19 protein-coding genes are annotated in these 23,726 nt (G+C 62.2%); 13 read left to right on the forward strand and 6 right to left on the reverse strand.

Annotation, left to right across the window (positions count from 1 at the left end):
• Positions 1 to 5 precede the first annotated feature (5 nt).
• The 12 genes from gluQRS to ACIQUF_RS21950 all read left to right on the forward strand — a co-directional run bounded on the left by gluQRS (position 6) and on the right by ACIQUF_RS21950 (position 17,955).
• The gene (gluQRS, locus tag ACIQUF_RS21895; protein WP_403135375.1) at positions 6 to 893 is read left to right on the forward strand and encodes a tRNA glutamyl-Q(34) synthetase GluQRS; all 888 of its coding nucleotides are present in this window, start codon (positions 6 to 8) and stop codon (positions 891 to 893) included.
• 208 nt (positions 894 to 1,101) lie between these two features.
• Positions 1,102 to 1,278 (forward strand): hypothetical protein, encoded by a 177-nt coding sequence (locus ACIQUF_RS21900; RefSeq protein ID WP_003250005.1) that lies wholly within the window; start codon positions 1,102 to 1,104, stop codon positions 1,276 to 1,278.
• Complete coding sequence (locus tag ACIQUF_RS21905; protein ID WP_403135377.1) at positions 1,262 to 4,237, forward strand: sensor histidine kinase; 2,976 nt, start codon at positions 1,262 to 1,264, stop codon at positions 4,235 to 4,237. The genes ACIQUF_RS21900 and ACIQUF_RS21905 overlap by 17 nt, the downstream gene beginning before the upstream one ends.
• A 4-nt stretch (positions 4,238 to 4,241) precedes the next feature.
• Entirely contained in the window at positions 4,242 to 5,681 is a 1,440-nt protein-coding gene (locus tag ACIQUF_RS21910) for a sigma-54-dependent transcriptional regulator (protein ID WP_403135379.1), read from the forward strand.
• 696 nt (positions 5,682 to 6,377) lie between these two features.
• A complete protein-coding gene (locus tag ACIQUF_RS21915; protein WP_400798445.1) occupies positions 6,378 to 7,766 on the forward strand; it encodes a polynucleotide adenylyltransferase PcnB in 1,389 nt (462 codons plus the stop codon).
• On the forward strand, positions 7,763 to 8,242 hold the full coding sequence (gene folK, locus ACIQUF_RS21920; RefSeq protein ID WP_403135382.1) for a 2-amino-4-hydroxy-6-hydroxymethyldihydropteridine diphosphokinase: 480 nt from the start codon (positions 7,763 to 7,765) through the stop codon (positions 8,240 to 8,242). Before ACIQUF_RS21915 ends, folK begins: the two co-directional genes overlap by 4 nt.
• A gap of 246 nt (positions 8,243 to 8,488) precedes the next feature.
• The gene (gene panB / locus ACIQUF_RS21925) at positions 8,489 to 9,289 is read left to right on the forward strand and encodes a 3-methyl-2-oxobutanoate hydroxymethyltransferase (protein WP_403135384.1); all 801 of its coding nucleotides are present in this window, start codon (positions 8,489 to 8,491) and stop codon (positions 9,287 to 9,289) included.
• Positions 9,286 to 10,149, forward strand: a complete 864-nt coding sequence (gene panC, locus ACIQUF_RS21930; RefSeq protein WP_403135387.1) for a pantoate--beta-alanine ligase — start codon at positions 9,286 to 9,288, stop codon at positions 10,147 to 10,149. The genes panB and panC overlap by 4 nt, the downstream gene beginning before the upstream one ends.
• A 144-nt stretch (positions 10,150 to 10,293) precedes the next feature.
• Complete coding sequence (gene pgi / locus ACIQUF_RS21935) at positions 10,294 to 11,958, forward strand: glucose-6-phosphate isomerase (RefSeq protein ID WP_403135389.1); 1,665 nt, start codon at positions 10,294 to 10,296, stop codon at positions 11,956 to 11,958.
• A 139-nt stretch (positions 11,959 to 12,097) separates the two neighbouring features.
• Positions 12,098 to 14,032 (forward strand): acetate--CoA ligase, encoded by a 1,935-nt coding sequence (gene acs / locus ACIQUF_RS21940; RefSeq protein ID WP_403135391.1) that lies wholly within the window; start codon positions 12,098 to 12,100, stop codon positions 14,030 to 14,032.
• Between the two features lie 38 nt (positions 14,033 to 14,070).
• A complete protein-coding gene (locus tag ACIQUF_RS21945; protein ID WP_403135393.1) occupies positions 14,071 to 14,940 on the forward strand; it encodes an oxygenase MpaB family protein in 870 nt (289 codons plus the stop codon).
• Between the two features lie 78 nt (positions 14,941 to 15,018).
• A complete protein-coding gene (locus tag ACIQUF_RS21950; RefSeq protein WP_403135395.1) occupies positions 15,019 to 17,955 on the forward strand; it encodes a DUF748 domain-containing protein in 2,937 nt (978 codons plus the stop codon).
• 99 nt (positions 17,956 to 18,054) lie between these two features.
• Here ACIQUF_RS21950 and ACIQUF_RS21955 read toward each other — a convergent pair whose 3' ends face one another.
• Positions 18,055 to 18,468: a VOC family protein gene (locus tag ACIQUF_RS21955; RefSeq protein ID WP_400798467.1), complete on the reverse strand. Its 414-nt coding sequence runs from the start codon at positions 18,466 to 18,468 to the stop codon at positions 18,055 to 18,057.
• 60 nt (positions 18,469 to 18,528) lie between these two features.
• Between ACIQUF_RS21955 and ACIQUF_RS21960 the strand changes: the two genes are divergently transcribed.
• Complete coding sequence (locus ACIQUF_RS21960; RefSeq protein ID WP_403135399.1) at positions 18,529 to 18,831, forward strand: putative quinol monooxygenase; 303 nt, start codon at positions 18,529 to 18,531, stop codon at positions 18,829 to 18,831.
• Between the two features lie 80 nt (positions 18,832 to 18,911).
• On the opposite strand, the gene ACIQUF_RS21965 is transcribed toward ACIQUF_RS21960, so the two are convergent.
• The 5 genes from ACIQUF_RS21965 to rbfA all read right to left on the reverse strand — a co-directional run bounded on the left by ACIQUF_RS21965 (position 18,912) and on the right by rbfA (position 23,619).
• Complete coding sequence (locus ACIQUF_RS21965) at positions 18,912 to 19,262, reverse strand: BON domain-containing protein (protein ID WP_403135402.1); 351 nt, start codon at positions 19,260 to 19,262, stop codon at positions 18,912 to 18,914.
• A gap of 266 nt (positions 19,263 to 19,528) precedes the next feature.
• Positions 19,529 to 21,634 carry a polyribonucleotide nucleotidyltransferase gene (gene pnp, locus ACIQUF_RS21970; protein ID WP_400798474.1) on the reverse strand — a complete coding sequence of 702 codons (2,106 nt, stop codon included), beginning with the start codon at positions 21,632 to 21,634 and terminating at the stop codon, positions 19,529 to 19,531.
• Between the two features lie 249 nt (positions 21,635 to 21,883).
• The gene (gene rpsO / locus ACIQUF_RS21975) at positions 21,884 to 22,153 is read right to left on the reverse strand and encodes a 30S ribosomal protein S15 (protein WP_016489163.1); all 270 of its coding nucleotides are present in this window, start codon (positions 22,151 to 22,153) and stop codon (positions 21,884 to 21,886) included.
• 146 nt (positions 22,154 to 22,299) lie between these two features.
• Entirely contained in the window at positions 22,300 to 23,217 is a 918-nt protein-coding gene (gene truB / locus ACIQUF_RS21980) for a tRNA pseudouridine(55) synthase TruB (protein ID WP_403135403.1), read from the reverse strand.
• A gap of 3 nt (positions 23,218 to 23,220) precedes the next feature.
• Complete coding sequence (gene rbfA / locus ACIQUF_RS21985) at positions 23,221 to 23,619, reverse strand: 30S ribosome-binding factor RbfA (RefSeq protein ID WP_400798480.1); 399 nt, start codon at positions 23,617 to 23,619, stop codon at positions 23,221 to 23,223.
• Positions 23,620 to 23,726 lie beyond the last annotated feature (107 nt).

The following is a 23,726-nucleotide window of genomic DNA, read 5'->3' on the forward strand; positions in this document are numbered from 1 at the left end:
CAGCCATGAACGACTCGCGCTACATCGGACGCTTCGCCCCCACTCCCAGCGGATTTCTGCACTTCGGCTCGCTGGTCGCCGCCCTCGCCTCCTGGCTCGACGCTCGCGCGGTCGATGGCCGCTGGCTACTGCGCATGGAAGACACCGACCCGCCTCGGGAAATGCCCGGTGCTCGCGATGCGATCCTGCAGACCCTGGAGCGCTACGGGCTGGAATGGGATGGCGAGGTAGTGTTTCAAAGCCAACGCCATGACGCCTACGGCGCGGTAGTAGACCGCCTGTTCAGCATGGGCCTGGCCTACGCCTGTACCTGCTCACGCAAACAGCTGGAGGACTACAACGGCATCTATCCGGGCTTTTGCCGAAACGCCGGGCATGCCCGTGAAGGTGCGGCTATCCGCCTGCGAGTGCCGGAACTGATCTACCGCTTCAACGATCGAGTTCAAGGTGCATTCGAACAGCACTTGGGCCGCGAAGTGGGTGATTTCGTGATTCAGCGCCGTGACGGGCTTTATGCCTACCAATTGGCAGTGGTACTGGACGACGCTTGGCAGGGTGTCACCGACATCGTGCGCGGCGCCGACCTGCTCGACAACACGCCACGCCAGTTGTACCTGCAAGAGCTGCTGGGCTTCTCCCAGCCGCGTTACCTGCACATACCGCTGATCGTTCAGCCCGATGGGCACAAGTTGGGCAAGTCATACCGTTCACCGCCGCTTGAAGCGGGTCAGGCAACGCCACTGCTGTTGCGCGCCTTGCGGGCGTTGGGCCAGGAAGCCGACCCGGAGTTGATGACTGCCACTCCCGCTGAAGTGCTCGCGGTAGCGCGGCAACAGTGGCGGCCAGAGGCGATTGCGCAACGGACGACAGTGCCAGAGGCTGATCTTCGCTGAAACCCTTCGCGGCTAAAGCCGCTCCCACTGCGGTACTGGTAGGAGCGGCTTCAGCCGCGATGAGGCCAGCACAGGCAACACACCTCTCAAAACAAAAGCCCAATACTTTCAAACCCTTGGCTAACCCCACCGATTCCCGCTAGCATCGCCCCAGCCATTTGCGCCAATAATAAGTCCAAGCCCGCAGCGCCCAACCATCGAGGCCAGCATGTACATCTATCGTTTGGTCCTGCTTCTGGTCGTGGGGATCTACCTGTTCTCCCCGGCCATCATGGACTGGTGGATCGAACCGACCGGAGCCTGGTACCGCCCCTACCTGCTCTGGCTGATCCTGATCGTCGTCACCTTCATCCTGCAGAGCCAACGAGATGCCGATGAGCTTTAGCCTGACCCAGATGATCCTGATCAGCGCCGGGTACCTGATGGTGCTGTTCGGCGTGGCCTGGATCAGCGAGCGTGGGCTGATCCCCCGTTCGATCATTCGCCACCCACTGACCTACACCCTGTCGCTCGGCGTCTATGCCAGTGCCTGGGCCTTCTATGGCTCGGTGGGCCTGGCCTATCAATATGGGTACGGTTTCCTCGCCTGTTACCTGGGGGTATCCGGGGCGTTTCTGCTGGCGCCCGTATTGCTCTACCCGATCCTCAAGATCACTCGCACCTACCAGCTGTCGTCGCTGGCAGACCTGCTGGCCTTCCGCTTTCGCAGCACCTGGGCCGGCGCACTGACCACGATCATCATGCTGATCGGCGTACTGCCCCTGCTGGCCCTGCAAATCCAGGCGGTGGCCGACTCGATCAGCATTCTGACCGGCGAGCCGGTCAAGGCCCGGGTGGCGTTTGCCTTCTGCGCGCTGATCATCCTGTTCACCATCTTCTTCGGCTCACGCCATATCGCCACGCGCGAGAAACATGAAGGCCTGGTGTTCGCCATCGCGTTCGAGTCGGTGATCAAGCTGCTGGCCCTGGGTGGCATCGGGCTTTATGCCTTGTATGGCGTGTTCGGCGGCCCGCATGAGCTGGAAGTGTGGCTGCTGCAGAACCAGACCGCCCTGGCGGCGCTGCACACGCCGCTGCAGGAAGGCCCATGGCGCACCCTGCTGCTGGTGTTCTTCGCCTCGGCCATCGTCATGCCGCACATGTACCACATGGCCTTCACCGAAAACCTCAACCCGCGCTCGCTGGTCAGCGCCAGCTGGGGCCTGCCGCTGTTCCTGCTGCTGATGAGCCTGGCCGTGCCCCTGGTGCTGTGGGCCGGGCTGCGCCTGGGCGCCAGCACCAACCCCGAGTACTTCACCCTGGGGCTGGGCATCGCTGCCAACAACAAGGCGTTGGCGCTGTTGGCTTACGTCGGTGGCCTGGCGTCCGCCAGCGGGCTGATCATCGTCACCACCCTGGCGCTGTCGGGCATGGCCCTCAACCACCTGGTGCTGCCGCTGTACCAGCCGCCTGCCGAGGGCAACATCTACCGCTGGCTGAAGTGGACCCGCCGCGCGCTGATCGTCGCGATCATCACCGCCGGTTTCATGTTCTACCTGACCCAGAACAACCACCAGAGCCTGGCCAACCTGGGCATCGTCGCCTTTGTCGCCACCTTGCAGTTCCTGCCTGGCGTGCTATCGGTACTGTACTGGCCGACCGCCAACCGACGCGGCTTCATCGCGGGCCTGCTGGCCGGCACGTTGGTGTGGATGGTGACCATGCTGCTGCCGCTGCTGGGCAACCTGCAGGGCTTCTACATCCCACTGCTGGACATGATCTATGTGCTCGACGACACCAGCTGGCACATGGCGGCGATCGCCTCGCTGGCAGCCAACGTGCTGTTGTTCACGCTGATTTCGCTGTTCACCAACGCCAGCAGCGAAGAAGTCAGCGCCGCCGAGGCGTGCGCAGTGGACAACGTGCGCCGCCCGCAGCGCCGCGAACTGCACGCCGCTTCGCCGCAGGAATTCGCCACGCAATTGGCCAAGCCACTGGGCGCAAAGGCCGCGCAAAAAGAGGTGGAACAAGCGCTGCGTGACCTTTACCTGCCGTTCGACGAACGCCGCCCCTATGCCTTGCGCCGCCTGCGCGACCGCATCGAGGCCAATCTTTCGGGCCTGATGGGGCCGAGTGTGGCCCAGGACATGGTGGAGACATTCCTGCCCTACAAGTCCGGTAACGAAAATTACGTCACCGAAGACATCCACTTCATCGAAAGCCGCCTGGAAGACTACCACTCACGCCTCACCGGCCTCGCCGCCGAGCTCGATGCCCTGCGCCGTTACCATCGCCAGACCTTGCAAGAACTGCCCATGGGCGTCTGCTCACTGGCCAAGGATCAGGAAATCCTGATGTGGAACAAGGCTATGGAAGAACTGACCGGGATTGCCGCCAAACACGTAGTCGGTTCCCGTCTGGTGACCATCGGTGAGCCCTGGCGCGGCTTGCTGCAGGGCTTTATCGACGTGCCCGATGAACACTTGCACAAGCAGCGCCTGGCACTGGATGGTCAGCCACGCTGGCTGAACCTGCACAAGGCGGCCATCGACGAGCCGTTGGCACCCGGTAACAGCGGCCTGGTGCTACTGGTCGAAGACCTCACCGAAACCCAGGCCCTGGAAGACAAGCTGGTGCACTCCGAGCGCCTGGCCAGCATTGGCCGCCTCGCCGCTGGCGTGGCCCACGAAATCGGCAACCCGATCACCGGCATCGCCTGCCTGGCGCAGAACCTGCGCGAAGAACGTGAAGGCGATGGCGAGATCACCGAGCTGTCGAGCCAGATTCTCGAACAGACCAAACGGGTATCGCGCATCGTCCAATCGCTGATGAGCTTCGCCCACGCCGGCGGCAGCCACCAGAACAGCGAAGAGCCAGTGTGCCTGGCCGAAGTGGCGCAGGATGCCATCGGTCTGCTGGCGTTGAACCGGCGCAATTTCGAAGTACAGTTCTACAACCTCTGCGACCCGGACCACTGGGCCGAAGGTGATCCACAGCGCCTGGCCCAGGTGCTGATCAACCTGCTCTCCAATGCCCGCGACGCATCAAAGCCTGGCAGCGCCGTGCGTGTGCGCAGCGAGGCGAACGATCACACCGTCGACCTGATCGTCGAAGACGAGGGCAGCGGCATACCGAAAAACATCATGGACCGCCTGTTCGAACCTTTCTTCACCACCAAGGACCCGGGCGAAGGAACCGGACTGGGGCTCGCTCTGGTCTATTCCATCGTGGAAGAGCATTATGGGCAAATCACCATCGACAGCCCGGCCGACATCGAACGGCAACGTGGCACACGGATCCGCGTGACCCTGCCCCGGCATGTCGTAGCGACGTCCCCTGAAATTCGAGACCGTCGAGAGAATTGAATCAATGCCGCATATTCTGATCGTCGAAGACGAAACCATCATCCGCTCGGCCCTGCGTCGCCTGCTCGAGCGGAACCAGTACCAGGTCAGCGAAGCCGGCTCGGTCCAGGAAGCCCAGGAACGCTTCAGCATTGCCACCTTCGACCTGATCGTCAGTGACCTGCGCCTGCCCGGCGCGCCTGGCACCGAGCTGATCAAGCTCGGCCAGGGCACTCCGGTGCTGATCATGACCAGTTACGCCAGCCTGCGCTCGGCGGTCGACTCGATGAAAATGGGCGCGGTGGACTACATCGCCAAGCCGTTCGACCACGACGAGATGCTCCAGGCCGTGGCACGGATCCTGCGCGACCGGCAGAACGCGCCAGCACCGGCGCCGGTTGCCGAGCCTCGCGGCAATGGCAAGGCGGCGCCAGCCGAAAAGGCCAGCCCGGCATCGGCCAATGGCGAAATCGGCATCATCGGTTCGTGCCCGCCGATGCAGGATATGTACAGCAAAATCCGCAAGGTCGCGCCTACCGACTCCAACGTGTTGATCCAGGGTGAGTCGGGCACCGGTAAAGAGCTGGTTGCCCGCGCCCTGCACAACCTGTCGCGGCGCGCCAAGGCGCCGATGATCTCGGTGAACTGCGCGGCCATTCCTGAAACCTTGATCGAGTCGGAACTGTTCGGCCACGAAAAAGGCGCGTTCACCGGCGCCAGTGCCGGCCGTGCCGGCCTGGTGGAGGCTGCGGACGGCGGCACGCTGTTCCTCGACGAAATCGGCGAGTTGCCCCTCGAAGCCCAGGCCCGCCTGCTGCGGGTGCTGCAGGAAGGCGAAATCCGCCGAGTCGGTTCGGTGCAGTCGCAAAAGGTCGATGTACGCCTGATCGCCGCCACCCACCGAGACCTGAAGAACCTGGCCAAGGCCGGGCAATTCCGCGAAGACCTTTATTACCGCCTGCACGTGATCGCCCTGAAGTTGCCTGCTCTGCGTGAGCGTGGCAGCGACGTCAACGAGATCGCCAGCGCCTTCCTTGCCCGCCAGAGCGCACGCATCGGCCGCGACGACCTGCACTTCTCCGCCGAAGCCGAGCAAGCCATCCGTCACTACAGCTGGCCAGGCAACGTGCGCGAGCTGGAGAACGCTGTGGAGCGCGCGGTGATTCTCAGCGAGAGTGCGGAAATTTCCGCCGACCTGCTGGGCATCGATATCGAACTGGGCGACCTGGACGACGATGACCTGCTCGACAGTGCCCTGGTCGCGGCCAGCGCCAACAGCGCCAGCCATGAGCCGACCGAAGACTTGTCGCTGGAGGATTACTTCCAGCATTTCGTGCTCGAGCATCAGGACCACATGACCGAGACCGAGCTCGCGCGCAAGCTGGGTGTCAGTCGCAAGTGCCTTTGGGAACGCCGCCAGCGCCTGGGCATTCCACGGCGCAAAAGCAACGCTACCAGCGAATGAGCCACTGGGGCCGCCAAGGCCCCAGGTAACACATCAGTTCCCGCAAAAATCTGTTACCCACGCCGCCCAGGCGTAACAGTTGCCGAGGCGTACGGTAACGAAATTTCTACATTTTCGACTGCGCCGCCAGCCCTGATTCTCCGCAAACCCCTGATTTTACTGGGTTTCGAAAAGTTGGCACGCCATCTGCTACATGCTTAGTACAAGAACAATAACAAGCACTGCAACTCAGAATAAGAACAAGACGAAACGGCTCACGCACAATAAAAACAAGACGGCGGAGGCGCAGCTAACTGATTCTTTTGGAGAGGATGCGTGTTTGGGGCTTGCCCCACGACCAGGCAGAGAACAACAAAAACTGCACTAAAAAGCAGCGCCTGAACTGGTTGGATCGAAAGGTCAACGTGACATCAGCGGCCAAAGCAATCCGTTTGCTCTTTACCCCTGGATTGGGGGTCGTCCACAAGCTTTGAGATTTGTGGGCAGGGCACTCAACAAAAACAAGAAGCCCGGCAAAAAAACAATAAGAGCACGCAACGACTTCTTGGGGAGCTTAGGCTCCCCTTGTCGTTTCTCCCTTCCGGCAGGCTATCCTGCTACCGCCTACACCATTCCCCGAGTAAATGCTAGAATCCCCGCCCATCATGCGGCCATTCTCCTATTCTTGGCCGAACATTCCTTCACACAGTGCATCCCATGCTGAAGAAGCTGTTCCAGTCTTTCCGCCCCCCCGTAGCGGGCCAGCACCACAAGCGCACCACGCCTGAGGTGATCAACAAGAGCCAACATTCGCTGCAGCGCCACCAGTTCAGCCGCCATGCGGTGAATATTGTCGAGCGGCTGCAAAGCGCGGGCTACCAGGCCTACCTGGTCGGTGGCTGTGTCCGCGACCTGATGCTGGGTATTACACCCAAGGACTTCGACGTCGCCACCAGCGCCACGCCCGAACAGGTGCGAGCGGAGTTTCGCAATGCGCGCATCATTGGCCGCCGCTTCAAGCTGGTCCACGTGCATTTCGGCCGTGAGATCATCGAAGTCGCGACCTTCCGCGCCCCCCACTCGGATGACGATCAGGGCGACAGCCACCGTTCGTCGCACAATGCCAGTGGCCGCATCCTGCGCGACAACGTGTACGGCACCCTGGAAGAAGACGCGCAACGCCGCGACTTCACCATCAATGCCCTCTACTACGACCCGGTCAGCGAGCGCATCCTCGATTACGCCAACGGCGTGCACGACATCCGCAACCGCCTGCTGCGCCTGATCGGTGACCCGACCCACCGCTACCAGGAAGACCCTGTGCGCATGCTGCGCGCGGTGCGTTTTGCCGCCAAGCTCGACTTCGGCATCGAGAAGCACACCTTCCAGCCGATTCGTGGCCTGGCCCCGCTGCTGCGCGAAATCCCGCCAGCGCGCCTGTTCGAGGAATGCCTCAAGCTGTTCCTCAGCGGCCAGGGCGCCATCGCCTTCGAGATGCTGGTCGACCTGGAGCTGTTCGAGCCACTGTTCCCTGCCAGTGCACATGCCCTGGAAGAACGCCCGACCTACACCCATACCCTGATCAGCCAGGCGCTGAGCAACACCGACCTGCGCGTCAAGCAAGGCAAGCCGGTGACCCCGGCCTTCCTCTTCGCCGCGCTGCTCTGGCCAGCCCTGCCAAGCCGTGTGCTGCACCTGCAGAACCAAGGCGTGCCGCCGATCCCGGCCATGAATGGCGCGGCCCACGACCTGATCGCCGAACAGTGCGCACGAATCGCCATTCCGAAGCGTTTCACCCTGCCGATCCGCGAGATCTGGGACATGCAGGAACGCCTGCCGCGCCGCAGCGGCAAACGCGCCGACATGTTGCTCGACAACCCGCGTTTCCGCGCCGGCTATGACTTCCTGCTGCTGCGCGAGAGCGCCGGCGAAGAGACCGACGACCTCGGCCAATGGTGGACCGACTACCAGGACGCCAACGACAGCCAACGCCGCGAGATGATCCGCGAGCTGGGCAGCCGTGATGAAGGGACCGGTGCCGGCCCGCGCAAACGCAAGCGCAGCCCCAACAAGCGCAAACGTAGCGGTGACGAGGCGTTCGAGTGACCACCCGCGCCTACGTCGGCCTGGGCAGCAATCTGGATGCACCCGCCGAGCAACTGAACAGCGCCCTGCAGGCGCTGGATCAGGTCGCGGGCACGCGCCTGGCCGCAGCTTCGGCGCTGTACACCAGTGACTCCCTGTTGCCGGGCCAACCGCGTTACACCAACGCGGTCGCCGCGCTGGACACCTCGCTCGCCCCCCTGGCCCTGCTCGACGCCCTGCAAGCCATCGAGAACGGCCAGGGTCGCGTGCGCAAAGAGCGATGGGGCCCGCGCACGCTCGACCTGGATATCCTGTTGTTCGGTGACCAGGTCATCGACGTGCCGCGCCTGCAGGTGCCGCATTACCACATGCACGCCCGCCCCTTCGTGCTGTACCCGCTGGCCGAACTGGTGGCAGATGACTTCCAGCTGGCCGATGGCCGCGCCCTCGCCGAACTGCTCGCCGCTTGCCCGTTCGTCGGCCTGGAACGCCTGTAATACGGGCGTTTCGGCTTAAGGTAACGCCAGTAACACCCTGTTAGTAACAATGCGGTAACAGGTGATTGACTTCCCCCCCCTCGCTCACGACTATAGGCGTCCCGTGTGGCACCGTGCCGCACACCCGTATTTAGGCCGGACGGACCTGTGCCCGAACATCACGCGCGATGATGTGCCGCTCCGGAAGATGACTACACGCGTTGTTTGCAGTCGTTTTTCACAGCGCCTGAACGAGGATATTTCTACATGCCTGAAGTAACCCTGACCACCCTTCACGGCCTCAAGGCCAAGGGTGAAAAGATCACCATGCTGACCTGCTACGACGCGACCTTCGCCAAGGCCGCCAGTCTGGCCGGTGTCGACGTGTTGCTGGTGGGCGATTCGCTGGGCATGGTCCTGCAGGGCCATGACAGCACCCTGCCCGTCACCACGGCGGAAATGGCCTACCACACGGCCTGCGTCAAGCGCGGCAATGATGGCGCGCTGATTCTCGCCGACCTGCCGTTCATGGCCCACGCCACACCCGAGCAGGCCTTTGCCAACTGCGCCACGCTGATGCAGGCCGGCGCCCACATGATCAAGCTCGAAGGCGCCGCCTGGCTGGCCGAGACCATCCGCCTGCTGGCCGAACGTGGCGTGCCGGTGTGCGCGCACATGGGCCTTACCCCGCAGACCGTCAATGTGCTGGGCGGGTATAAAGTGCAGGGGCGCCAAGAGGCGCAGGCGCGGCAGATGCGCGCCGACGCCATTGCCCTGGAACAAGCCGGCGCGGCCATGCTGCTGCTGGAGTGCGTACCTAGCGAACTGGCGGCCGAGATCACCCAGGCAGTCAGCATTCCCGTAATCGGCATTGGCGCAGGAAGCGCTACCGACGGCCAGGTGCTGGTGCTGCATGACATGCTGGGGCTGTCGTTGACCGGGCGAGTACCTAAGTTCGTGAAGAACTTCATGGCTGGCCAGCCTGACATACAGAGCGCCCTCGTTGCCTACGTCAAGGCGGTCAAGGACGTCACTTTCCCAACGAGTGAACACGGATTCAGTGCATGAATACAGTCAAGACCGTCCTGGAGCTGCGTGCTGCCGTCGCACGCGCCCGTAGCGAAGGCAAGCGTATAGCCTTCGTGCCGACCATGGGCAACCTGCACAGCGGCCACGCTGCACTGGTGACCAAAGCGGCCCAACGGGCCGACTTCGTCGTTGCCAGCATCTTCGTCAACCCGCTGCAGTTCGGCGCCAACGAAGACCTCGACAAGTACCCGCGCACCCTCGCCGCCGACCAGGAGCGCTTGCTTCAGGCGGGCTGTAATCTGTTGTTCGCACCTACTGTCGAGGAAATGTACCCGGGCGGCATGGGTGTGCAGACCCGCGTCAGCGTGCCAAACCTTTCCGAAGGCCTGTGCGGCGCCAGCCGCCCGGGGCATTTCGAAGGCGTGGCGACCGTGGTCAGCAAGCTGTTCAACATGGTGCAGCCGGACCTCGCGGTCTTTGGCGAAAAGGACTACCAGCAATTGGCAGTCATTCGCGCCATGGTGCGTGACCTGAACATGCCAATCCAGATCATCGGCGAGCCGACCGTGCGCGCAGAAGATGGCCTGGCGCTGTCGTCGCGCAACGGTTACCTGACAGCCGAACAGCGTGCTACCGCGCCTGTGGTTTATCAGACCCTGAAACAGATGGGTGCAGCGATTGCTCAAGGTCGAGTGGACTTCTCGGCCCTGGTCGAGGACGGGAAAGAAGTGCTGAAAGCAGCAGGCCTGCGTCCGGACTATCTGGAAGTTCGCCACGCGGTGAGTTTGCGCCCCGCAACGTTCGGCGACCGTGATCTGGTGATCCTCGTTGCCGCCTACCTCGGTAACACTCGTCTGATCGACAACCTCTACCTGCAGGTGGAAGAACAGACTGCATGACCATTCGGGGGCTGCCTTGCGGCCCCCAAAATCCATTCCCCGCCCCATTCCCAGCTGCAAACCATTGCCTATAATGATGGCCAGCCTGAACCCGGCAACTGCTGCCCTGTCCAAGCATCACCACGCATTAAGGAACTCTGCGCAATGGCGTATTACCGTACACCCCACGATGTTACGGCCCTGCCTGCCTGGCAGGCCCTTCAGCAACACCGCGACGCCATGCAAAGTTTCAGCATGCGCGACGCCTTCGCCGCCGACGCCAAGCGCTTCGATCAGTTCTCACTGAGCAGCTGCGGCCTGTTCCTCGATTATTCGAAAAACCTGATCAACGAAGAAACACGCAACCTGCTGGTGAACCTGGCCGAACAAGTCGGCTTGCAGGATGCGATCCAGTCGATGTTCAGCGGCGAAATCATCAACGGCTCGGAAGGCCGCCCGGTGCTGCACACCGCCCTGCGCCGTCCGGTGGGCGACAAGCTGAGCGTCAACGGCGTCAATGTGATGCCGGAAGTGCACAAGGTGCTCAACCAGATCACCGAGCTGGTCGGGCGCATCCACGACGGCCTGTGGCGCGGCTACAGCGAAAAGCCGATCACCGACGTGGTCAACATCGGCATCGGCGGATCGTTCCTCGGCCCCGAGCTGGTCTCCGAAGCCCTGCTGCCTTACGCCCAGCGTGGCGTGCGTTGCCACTACCTGGCGAACATCGACGGCAGTGAGTTCCATGAACTGTCGGCCAGCCTGCGCGCCGAAACCACCTTGTTCATCGTTTCGTCGAAGTCGTTCAATACCCTCGAAACGCTGAAGAACGCCATGGCCGCACGTACCTGGTACCTGGCCCAGGGCGGATCGGAAGCCGAGCTGTATCGCCATTTCATCGCCGTTTCCAGCAACAAGGCCGCCGCCGTGGCGTTCGGCATCCGTGAAGAGAACATCTTCCCGATGTGGGACTGGGTGGGCGGGCGTTACTCGCTGTGGTCGGCAATCGGCCTGCCAATCGCCCTGGCCATCGGCACCGCCAACTTCAAGGAGCTGCTGTCGGGCGCCTACACCATGGACCAGCACTTCCAGACCGCGCCGTTCGACAAGAACATGCCGGTGCTGCTGGCCTTGCTTGGCGTGTGGTATGGCAACTTCTGGGGCGCACGCAGCCACGCGATCCTGCCGTACGATCATTACCTGCGCAACATCACCAAGCATTTGCAGCAGCTGGACATGGAGTCCAACGGCAAGAGCGTGATGACCGATGGCACGCCAGTGAAGACCGATACCGGCCCGGTAATCTGGGGTGGCGTCGGCTGCAATGGCCAGCACGCCTACCATCAGCTGCTGCACCAGGGCACCCAGCTGATTCCAGCGGACTTCATCGTCCCGGTGGTGAGCTTCAACCCGGTCGCCGACCACCACCAGTGGCTGTACGCCAACTGCTTGTCGCAGAGCCAGGCACTGATGCTCGGCAAGACCCGCGAAGAAGCCGAGACCGAGCTGCGCCAGAAAGGCCTGAACGAAGCAGACATCGAAAAGCTCGCGCCGCATAAGGTGATCCCGGGCAACCGCCCGAGCAACACCCTGGTGGTCGAGCGCATCAGCCCCCGTCGCCTCGGCGCGCTGGTGGCGATGTACGAGCACAAGGTCTTCGTGCAAAGCGTCATCTGGGGCATCAACGCCTTCGACCAGTGGGGTGTGGAGCTGGGCAAGGAGCTGGGCAAGGGCGTGTACCAGCGTATCGTCGGCAGCCTGGAAGACAGCGCCGAAGATGGCTCGACCCAGGGCCTGATCAACTACTTCCGCGGGCGTCACCGCGGTTGATCCCTCAGTCTGCACCGGCCTCTGTGGGAGCGGGTTCACCCGCGAAGAGGCCAGTGCAGACTGAACACTCCCTCCAGCTACACTGTCCATCGAATAGCCGCTGCAGTCCCTCGCCCCTCACAAGAGCAGGACCCCCGCCATGTTCGATATCAAGCAGTATCCTCAGGCTCTGGCCGTCAGCCAGTCCGCCACCCCCTCAGCCGACGATTATCAGCGCCTCTACCGCCAGTCGGTCGACGACCCCGACACTTTCTGGGCCGAACAGGCCAAGCGCCTGGACTGGATCAAACCCTGGTCCAACGTTCAACAATGCGACCTCAAGACCGGCGCGGCGCGCTGGTTCGACGGTGCCCAACTCAACGTCAGTTACAACTGCATCGACCGCCACCTGGCCCAACGCGGCGAGCAAACCGCCCTGCTTTGGGAAGGCGATGACCCGAAGGATTCCAAGGCCATCACCTACCGCGAACTGCACCGCCAGGTTTGCCGTTTAGCCAACGCCCTGAAGGCACGCGGTGTGAAAAAAGGCGACCGGGTGTGCATCTACATGCCGATGATCCCTGAAGCCGCCTACGCCATGCTCGCCTGCACGCGCATCGGCGCTGTCCACTCGGTGGTGTTCGGCGGCTTCTCCCCGGATGCCTTGCGCGACCGCATCCTCGACGCCGACTGCCGCACCGTGATCACCGCCGATGAGGGCGTGCGCGGCGGCAAGCGCGTTCCGCTCAAGCAAAATGTCGACAAGGCGCTGGCCAGTTGCCCGAACGTCAGCAGTGTTTTCGTGGTGCGTCGCACGGGTGGCGACGTCGCCTGGAGCGAGGGCCGCGACCTCTGGTACGACCAAGCCACCGATAACGTCGATGATGACTGTCCGCCTGAGCCGATGGAGGCGGAAGACCCGCTGTTCATCCTCTATACCTCCGGCAGCACCGGCAAACCCAAAGGCGTGCTGCACACCACTGCAGGGTACCTGCTGCAGGCCGCCATGACTTTCAAGGTGGTGTTCGACTACCGCGACGGCGAAGTGTTCTGGTGCACCGCTGACGTCGGCTGGGTCACTGGCCACAGCTATATCATCTACGGCCCGCTGGCCAACGGTGCCATCTCGTTGATGTTCGAGGGCGTGCCCAACTACCCGGACACCTCGCGCTTCTGGCAAGTGGTGGACAAGCACCAGGTGAACATCTTCTACACCGCCCCCACCGCCCTGCGTGCGTTGATGCGTGAAGGCTCGAGGCCGTTGCAGAGCACCTCCCGCAAAAGCTTGCGCCTGCTCGGCAGCGTCGGCGAGCCGATCAACCCGGAAGCCTGGGAATGGTACTTCGAGGAAGTCGGGCAAAAACGCTGCCCCATTGTCGACACCTGGTGGCAGACCGAAACCGGCGGCATCATGCTCACCCCGCTGCCCGGCACACAGAAGCTCAAGCCCGGCTGTGCAACCCAACCCATGTTCGGCGTGCAACCGGTGCTGCTGGATGAAAAAGGCAAGCTGATCGAAGGCCCCGGTGCCGGCCTGCTGGCGATCAAGGCGAGTTGGCCAGGGCAGATCCGTAGCGTCTACGGCGACCACCAACGCATGGTCGACACCTACTTCAAACCCATGCCCGGCTACTACTTCACCGGCGACGGCGCCCGCCGCGATGCCGATGGTGACTACTGGATCACCGGGCGCATCGATGATGTGATCAACGTGTCCGGCCACCGCATCGGCACCGCCGAAGTGGAAAGCGCGCTGGTGCTGCACGACAGCGTGGCCGAAGCTGCCGTGGTCGGCTACCCCCATGACCTCAAAGGCCAGGGTGTGTACGCGTTCGTCACCACCATGAACGGCGTGACCCCGGACGATGCGCTCAAGGCCGAACTGCTGGCACTGGTCAGCAAGGAAATCGGCAGCTTCGCCAAGCCCGAGCTGATCCAGTGGGCACCCGCCTTGCCCAAGACCCGCTCGGGCAAGATCATGCGGCGTATACTGCGCAAGATCGCCTGCAACGAGCTCGACAACCTGGGCGATACCTCGACCCTGGCCGACCCGAGCGTGGTGCAGGGCTTGATCGACAAACGCCTCAATCAATAGCCGGCGGCCTCTGTGGTCGCCCTGAACTGCAGGTCGCCATGGAAGCCTTACGCCGCCGTATCGAAACCCAGGTCATGAGCCTCACCGGGCTGGCCCTCGGCCAGCTCGACCTGGAATTTCCCAAAGGTGACCCCGGCCTGTTCGGCCCCCACAGCATCAGCTGGCGCGTGCATGGCGACTTCCCCAGCATGCTGGTTGGCGGTATCAGCGCATTGATGCTGCAAGTGCTGCACCCGTTGGCGCTGGCGGGCGTGTGGGACCATTCCAATTTCCGCCAGGACCTGCTCGGCCGCCTGCGGCGCACCAGCCAGTTCATCTCCGGTACCACCTTCGGTTCAACCCGCGACGCAGAGTGGCTGATCGAAAAAGTCCGCACCATTCACCTGCAGGTGACCGGGACCGGGCCGGACGGCCGCCCCTATGCCGCCAGTGACCCTGATCTGCTGACCTGGGTGCACGTGGCCGAAGTCAGCAGTTTCCTGGCAGCCCACCTGCGCTATCGCGATCCACTGCTGCCTCGCGCCGATCAGGACGCCTACTACGACGAGATCGCCCTGATCGCCGAACGCCTCGGCGCCCGCGACGTACCGCGCTCGTGCAAACAGGTCGAGGACTATCTGCAACGCATGCGCCCACAATTGCACTGCGATGCACGCAGCCTGGAGGTGGTGCAGATCCTGCTCGAAGCCCCTGCCCCAAGCCGGCTTGCCGAACCGGTCGGCAAGCTGATGCTCAACGCGGGCATCGACCTGCTGCCCACTTGGGCTCAAGCGATGCTCGGCCTGCACCAGGGCCCGCTGCAGCAGCGCATGATCCGCATGGGCCTCAAACGCACGGCACCGGTGTTGCGCTGGGCCATGCGCGACGGTTCGGCGCATCGGGCCAAGCGGCGCATGGGGATCGAGTAGGCGCAAATGATCGGCCCTGCGGAACCGATTTAACCTGCCATACTCCAAGCACTCCGGCTTAGACAGACGAAGCGACACATGTACAAAGGATTGACTCGCGCCCTCGGCGCCCTGCTGGCTCTCATGGCCCTCTACAGCCTGCTTGGCTTCCTCATTCTTCCCGGTGTCGGCTTGCGCATCGCCAACCAGCAACTGGCGCAATACGCCAGCGTGCCGGCGCACCTGCAGCGCATCGAACTCAACCCGTTCAGCCTCGAACTGACCCTGTGGGGCCTGCAGATTGGTGAACCGGGCAAGGAGCAGGTCGGCTTCGAGCGGCTGTACGCCAATCTGGCGCTGGACAGCCTGTGGACCCGGGCGCTGCACCTGACCGCCGTGGAGCTCGACAAACCGCGCAACGAAGTGCTGTTCGCCAAGGACGGCACGCTCAACCTCACCCAGCTGTTCAAACTGCCGCCCAGCGAAGCCAAGCCCGACGAGCCGCCCAGCGACCCGTTCCCGCTGCGCATCGGCAGCATCAAGCTCAATGGCGGCTACCTGCACTTCGAGGACCAGCGCCCGAGCGAACCGATCGTCTTCCTGTATGACGACATGAACCTGGAACTGAAGAACCTCAGCACCTTGCCGGATGACAATGCCGACATGACGCTGGTGGCCAACGGCCCCAACGGCGGGCGCATCGACTGGAGCGGCACCCTGAGCTTGTCGCCCATCGCTTCCGAGGGCACGCTGAAAGTCACCGACGGCAAGATGAAGCTGTTCTGGCCCTATGTGCGCGACGCCGTGCCGCTGGTGCTGGAAGAAGGCGTGTTCAACCTCGATACCCACTACACGTTGAACTTATCCAAAGCCACCGAGCTGTTGCTGGACAACACCTCGCTGCGCGTCGCGCCATTCGCCATCAAGGCACCAGATGGTCGCCAACTGGCGCGCCTGGCCAGCCTGGACGTCAGCGAAACCAGCATCGACTTGGCCAAGCAACTGGTCACCGTCGGCAAGATCCGCAGTGAAAAGCTGGAAACCTGGGCGGCCCTGGAACAGGACGGCCAGCTCGATTGGCAGAAGCTGTTCGCCAGCCAGCCGGCCAAGGCCACGCCGAAAGAGAAGCAAGAACCCGCAGCTGCCGAGCCTACTCCTGAAGAACAGGCAGCCAAGGAGCCGAGCAAACCCTGGCAAGTACTGCTCAAGGACGTGCAACTGCGCAACTATCAAGTGCATCTGGCCGACCGTAGCCAGAAAGAGCCGGTAGCGCTGGACGTCGGCCCGTTGAACCTGGATATGCAGGGCTTCGACAGCCTCAACCAGTCACCTTTCACGCTCAAGCTAGACACCGGCGTTGGCAAGCAGGGCAAGCTGCAGGCGGCCGGCGAGGTCAACCTGGCGCCGGTCACCGCCAAGCTCGATGTCAGCACGCGCGACATCGACCTGCGTGTCGCCCAGGCCTATATCAGCCCGTTCATCCGCCTGGAACTGCGCAGCGGCATGCTGGCCAGTGACCTCAAGGTCGACTTGAAGAGCACCGAGCCGCTGGCCTTCACCGTGGCAGGCAAAGCGCAGGTCAACCAATTGCACACCCTGGACACCATCAAGGACCGCGACTTCGTCAAATGGCAGCAGGTGAACGTGGATGGCCTGTCCTACGTACATGGCGATGCCCTGTCGATCGACAAGGTGACCCTGCTGCAGCCTTATGCCCGCTTCATCATCAATGAAGACCGCACCACCAACGTCGATGACCTGCTGATCCCGCAGCCCGCCGACGCGCCCGCTGCCAGCCAGGCCAAGCCAGCCGCCGCAGCCAGCAGCAAGCCGCTGGGCATCCGCATCGGCCAGATCAGCATCAACGACGGCTCGGCCAACTTCGCCGACCTCACCCTGACCCCCAACTTCGCGACGGCGGTGCAGCAGTTGAACGGCCAGATCGGCACCATCGACAACCGCAAGCCAGCGCCGGCCAAGGTGGATATCAAAGGCAAGGTCGACCGTTACGCGCCGGTCACCATCAAAGGCGCGCTCAACCCGTTCAACCCCATGGCCAGCCTGGATATCGCCACCAGCTTCAAGCGCGTCGAGCTGACCACGCTGACGCCCTACTCCGGCAAGTTCGCCGGTTACCGCATCCGCAAGGGCCGCCTCAATCTTGACCTGCATTACCTGATCACCAATGGTCAGCTAAAGGCTGAGAACAAGCTGGTGGTCGAACAGCTGCAACTGGGTGAAAAGGTTGATAGCCCGGATGCCGTCGACCTGCCGATCCGCCTGGCAGTCGCGCTACTCAAGGACACCGAAGGCAAGATCTCCATCGAGCTGCCGGTGACCGGCGACCTCAACAACCCGCAATTCAGCGTCATGCCGATCGTCTGGCAGACCCTGCGCAACCTGGTGCTGCGCGCCGCGCAGGCACCGTTCAAGTTCATCGGCGGGCTGATCGCCGGGGGCGGCTCGGAGGATCTGGGCAATGTCTCGTTCGCTGCGGGCTCCAGCGAGCTCAGCGGCGATGCGCAGTCGGCCCTGGACAAGCTCGCTACGGCCCTCAAGGAACGCCCTGAATTGCGCCTGGAGATCGAAGGCACCAGCGCCCAGAGCAGCGATGGGCCGCTGATCGCCCAGCAGCGCCTGGAGCGCGAATACCAGGCCACCTGGTACAAGATCCTGCAGCGCCGTGGCGACAAGGTGCCAGCCAACGCCTCGATGCTGGTGGTCGACGACAGCGACAAACCGGCCATGCTCGAAGGTATCTACCGGACGCGCCTGAAGCAGCAGCCGCCGGCTGAGTGGAAAGAGCTGAGCGACGAAGAGCGCGCCGGCAAGCTGCGTGACGCGGTTATCAAATCGTGGGCCGAGAGTGCGCCGTTGCTGCGCGCCTTGGGGCAGGAGCGGGCCAGCAGTATCAAGGATTATCTGGTCGACAAGGGCAAGCTGGAAGATGACCGGGTTTACTTCATTGATACAACGCTGGGGCAGGCTGAGAAAGATGGTCGGGTGATTACGCCGATGCATTTGGATGCTGAGTGATCTCGGTTGGCAGGTCCGGCCTCTCGCGGCTGAAGCCGCTCCTACAGGTACCCCGCAGGCCTGTAGGAGCGGCTTCAGCCGCGAAGGGCCGGTACAGGCTCAACCCAATCGCTGCCCCGACACCGCCGGGTGATACAGCGGCTGCACCTTGTTCCCCGCCGGGTCCAGCAAATGGAAACTCCGCGCCCCGTCTCCATGATTGAAAGGCCGGTCGAGCAACGTCACCCCACGCGCCTTGAAGTACTGATACCAGGCCTCCAGCTCTTCCACCGTATCAACGATGAACCCGTAGTGATCCAACGTTTGCAGCCCATTTGCAGCCCCTGCCCCGCGCCCCAGCGACAGGTTGTCGTTGCCACAGGTCAGGTAAACCAGGTCCTCGTTGGCCCGATTCAACACTTCCATTCCCATCACGTCGACATAGAAGCGCTCGCACTCTTCCAGATTCGGCACCAACAGGGCGATATGGCGCAGGCCATTCAGGCGACCGGGACGGGCAGGTAATTCAGACATAAGCGCGGCTCCATTTTTGTATACAATTCAAAATAGAATTTAAAACAAAAGGAGCTATTTGTGTACAGTCTATTCATCAAGACCCGCGTCAAGCCAGGCTGCGCGGAAGCTTTTCTCACCGCCATCAAGGTCAATGCCGCGGCTTCCGTGGCTACCGAACCGGGCTGCCTGGTGTTCGATGTGTCCCAGGACCGGGCCGATCCGGATGTCATCTATCTGTACGAGATCTACCGTGACGATGAAGCTTATGAAGCGCACACCCGCACGGCGCACTTTCGCGACAGCCGCCCACTCGTGGAACCACTGATCGCGCATCAAGAATACTTCGAAAGCGACGTCATCGCCCGCAATCCGGTGTTCTGAGCCCCCATGAAAAAGCCCTGGCCGAAGCCAGGGCTTTTTGTAGAAAGGTGGCCAAATCCGTTTGGCCGACGGGACAATCCTTATTCGGCTTTCAGGCCGTCAGCCGAAACGGCTTTCACGCCTTTGATCTTCTTGGTGATGGCAACGGCCATCTCTTTCTGCGAATCAGTTACAGCGGTGGTCGAAGACAGCGATACCACGCCTTTGTTGGTCTCTACTTTGATGTCAGAGCCTGGGATGCCTTTCTCGGTCATCAGGTCTGCTTTGACCTTGGTGGTGATCCAGGTATCGGAAGTAGCTTCTTTGGCTTCAGTCACTTCACCGGCAGCCAGCGTCATTGGGGCCTGGGCGGACTGCTGGGCGAATGCCGCGTTAGCCATGGTCAGGGTCAGAGCGGTAGCAGTAGCGGCAGCAATGGCGAACTTCTTCATGTGGGTCACTCCTGTTTATTCGAAAGGTCTGCGCCGTTAGTCCTGGCGGCAGGTATGAATATAGTTGCAGGGGTTGTGCCAGCTTTTCCGCTTCGCTTGATTCCTTATAAATCAATGACTTAGGTGTAATTGGTAATCTCATCAGTCGTGCAATTTGCAAGCCCGGGGAAAAATCTGCGTGCAAGATGCAAGTCCGCAAAAGGTTCCTTGCAGGCAATAAAAAAGGGCCCCATCAAGGAGCCCTTTCCTACAGCGTTATCAGTCGCTTAGACGCCCGAGGCCTTGGCCGCGGCAACGTCTTTGATCGACAGCTTGATACGGCCGCGGTTGTCCACGTCCAGTACCAGTACTTCGACTTCCTGACCTTCTTTCAGAATGTCGGTGACCTTCTCTACGCGCGCATCGCTGAGCATGGAGATGTGCACCAGACCGTCTTTGCCCGGCAGGATGTTGACGAAGGCGCCGAAGTCGACGATACGCTCGACCTTGCCGACGTAGATCTTGCCGATCTCGGCCTCGGCAGTGATACCCAGAACGCGCTGGCGAGCTGCCTCTGCCGCTTCCTTGGTTTCGCCGAAGATCTTGATCGAGCCGTCGTCTTCGATGTCGATCGAAGCCTTGGTTTCTTCGCAGATGGCGCGGATGGTGGCGCCGCCTTTGCCGATGACGTCACGGATCTTGTCGGTGTCGATCTTCATCGCGATCATGGTCGGCGCGTTGGCCGACAGCTCGGTACGCGATTGACCGATGATCTGGTTCATCTGGCCGAGGATGTTCAGGCGCGCTTCCAGGGCCTGGCCCAAAGCGATTTCCATGATCTCTTCGGTGATGCCGTTGATCTTGATGTCCATCTGCAGTGCGGTAACGCCTTTGGCGGTACCAGCAACCTTGAAGTCCATGTCGCCCAGGTGGTCTTCGTCACCGAGGATGTCGGTCAGGATCGCGAACTTCTCGCCTTCTTTGACCAGGCCCATGGCGATACCGGCAACCGGCGCCTTCATCGGTACACCGGCGTCCATCAGAGCCAGGGAAGCACCGCAGACCGAAGCCATGGAGCTGGAGCCGTTGGATTCGGTGATTTCCGAAACCACGCGGATGGTGTACGGGAACACGTCAGCGGCAGGCAGCATGGCCTGGACCGAACGACGGGCCAGACGGCCGTGACCGATTTCGCGACGGCCAGCACCGCCCATGCGGCCACACTCGCCTACCGAGAACGGTGGGAAGTTGTAGTGCAGCATGAAGGGGTCTTTCTTCTCGCCTTCGAGGGTGTCCAGCAGCTGTGCGTCACGCGCAGTACCCAGGGTCGCGACGACCAGGGCCTGGGTTTCGCCACGGGTGAACAGGGCCGAACCGTGAGTTTTCGGCAGCACGCCGACTTCGATGTTCAGCGGGCGCACGGTCTTGGTGTCACGACCATCGATACGCGGCTTGCCGTTGACGATGTTTTCGCGAACGGTGCGGTATTCGATCTCGCCGAAGATTTCTTTCACTTCGCCGGCCGATGGCTGGCCTTCCTCACCGGAGAACTTGGCGATCGCCTGATCGCGCAGCTCGCCCAGGCGCGCATAGCGGTCGGCCTTGACGGTGATGGTGTAGCCCTGGGAAACAGCCTCGCCGAATTCAGCGCGGATGGCGTTGAACAGCTCGGTGTTGGCAGCGGCAGGTTTCCAGTCCCAGGTCGGCTTGGCAGCTTCGGCAGCCAGCTCTTTGACAGCCTGGATAACAGCCTGGAATTCGTCGTGGGCGAACAGTACGGCGCCCAGCATCTGGTCTTCGGTCAGCTCTTTGGCTTCCGATTCAACCATCAGCACGGCATCGGCGGTACCGGCAACGACCATGTCCAGGCTCGAAGCAGCCAGTTGCTCGTAAGTTGGGTTCAGCAGGTAGCCGGTGCTCTCGTGGAAGGCAACGCGGGCAGCGCCGATCGGGCCTTCGAACGGAATCCCGGAGATCGCCAGGGCAGCCGAGGTACCGATCATCGCAGCGATGTCCGGATCGGTCTTCTTGCTGGTGGAAACGACGGTGCAGACAACCTGCACTTCGTTCATGAAACCTTCAGGGAACAGCGGGCGGATCGGACGGTCGATCAGGCGCGAAGTCAGGGTTTCTTTTTCGGATGGGCGGCCTTCACGCTTGAAGAAGCCACCTGGAATCTTGCCTGCGGCGTAGGTCTTTTCCTGGTAGTGCACGGACAGCGGGAAGAAGCCTTTGCTCGGGTCGGCATGCTTGGCACCGACCACGGTCACCAGCACGGTGACATCGTTGTCGACGGTGACCAGCACGGCGCCGGAGGCCTGACGGGCGATGCGGCCCGTTTCGAGCGTAACGGTCGACTGACCGAACTGGAATTTCTTGATTACCGGGTTCACGGTTTCCTACCTTCTTCAGTGGCTCTGGGGGAACTGGTTTCTTGCGAATTCTTGGGCAGAACAGGGAATCGGCCCCGTTGACCGTCCAGATACAACACGAGGCTGGGAGCCTGGCGTCGAGCGGAAAATCCGCTCAACATTGCCAGGCTGCCAACCTCGAAGATACGCGTGGCGTGTCCGACACAAGTGCTGCAAAGCAGCCCTTGCGAAGCCTGCGACACGCCATGCACACCACTGACCAGGCCGCTATTAGCGACGCAGGCCCAGGCGACCGATCAGGGCGCTGTAACGAGTGGTGTCTTTGCCCTTCAGGTAGTCCAGCAGCTTACGACGCTGGTTAACCATGCGGATCAGGCCACGACGCGAGTGGTGGTCTTTACCGTTGGCCTTGAAGTGGCCTTGCAGCTTGTTGATGTTCGCGGTCAGCAGAGCGACCTGAACTTCCGGGCTACCAGTGTCGCCAGCAGCTTGCTGGTAGTCGGTAACGATTTGAGCTTTTTCTTCAACGCTGAGGGCCATGAGGCTTCTCCTGATAACGGAACCCGCGAACGGGTCCAATAGGCCAGGGACAAATCCCTGTATTAATAAAAAAGGTGTGACCGTGCCTACTGACAGCCACCCTTGTATCCGCAGGCTTGAACCGAAGCCCTGACCCGCGGGTTCGGTCATTCCGACCGAATCAGTCGACGCGGCGCAATGCGCCCGTCTTCGCTCACTTCACCGATACCGATGAAACGACCGTTGTGATCCTGCACCCGGACCATGCCGAACTGCGGCGCGTCTGGGGCGCGTACTGCCTGGCCATGCAGCCAGTAGAACGCACTGTGCTCGGACAGGCCAACCAGCGGCCAATCCTGCAGGCCACTGTCGGAAGGCATCAGGAAGCGATCGAGCGCTTCGTTGCCACCTTCGGCGTGGGCCTGTTCAAGTTCTTCGAGGGTTACGGTCTGGGCCAGCTCGAAGGGCCCGGCGTGGGTCCTGCGCAGCTCGGCAACATAGGCGCCGCAGCCAAGGGCCTCGCCGATATCCTCCACCAGGGTGCGGATATAGGTGCCTTTGCTGCAACCTACGCTCAGCCGTGCACGGGTGCCTTCGCACTCGAGCAACTCCAAGCGGCCAATAGTAACAGAACGCGGCTCGCGCTCCACTACCTCTCCTGCACGCGCCAGTTTGTAAAGCGGCTGGCCATCACGCTTGAGCGCCGAGTACATCGGCGGTATCTGGCTGATCGGGCCGCGAAAACGTGGCAGCAGCGCCTCGATGTCGGCACGACCAACGGTCACCTCGCGGGTCTGCAAAACCTCGCCTTCAGCGTCGGCAGTATTGGTAGTCTGCCCCAGCTGCATGACGGTTTCGTAGCCCTTGTCGGAATCGAGCAGGTACTGCGAGAACTTGGTCGCCTCACCGAAGCACAGCGGCAGCACGCCGGTGGCCAATGGGTCGAGGCTGCCGGTGTGGCCGGCCTTTTCTGCGTTGAGCAACCAGCGGACTTTCTGCAGGGCGGCGTTGGAGGTGAACCCCAGTGGCTTGTCGAGCAGGATGATGCCGCTGACATTGCGGCGGATACGTTTGACCTGGGCCACCGCTTACTCCTTGGTGTCCTGCTCGTCGGCATCCTTGTGCAGGCGGTCTTCGGCCACCGCACGCTCGATCAGCGCCGACAGGTGAACACCACGGCTGACGCTTTCATCGAAGTGGAAGTGCAGCTGCGGCACGCTGCGCAGCTGCATCGAGCGGCCCAGGTGCAGACGCAGGAAGCTGGCAGCGCTGTTCAGCGCCTTGAGCGACTGCTGTACGGCGTCCGGGGTTTCTTCGCCCATGACGGTGATGAAGACCTTGGCATGGCCCAGGTCGCGGCTGACGTCCACGGCGGTGATAGTCACCAGGCCGACGCGGGGATCTTTGACTTCACGGCGGATCAGCTCTGCCAGCTCGCGCTGCATCTGATCACCGATACGTTGGGTACGGCTGTATTCTTTGGCCATTCTTGCTACCTGTAACTTAAAGCGGCAAACGCCCGGTCAGGCTGAAGCCTGACCGGGCGCTACCTACTGAGGCGCTGCCCACCGCCCTGCGGCGGGGGCTGGCGCCA

This window comes from Pseudomonas sp. NPDC090233 (assembly GCF_044772285.1).
Taxonomy (GTDB): Bacteria; Pseudomonadota; Gammaproteobacteria; order Pseudomonadales; family Pseudomonadaceae; genus Aquipseudomonas.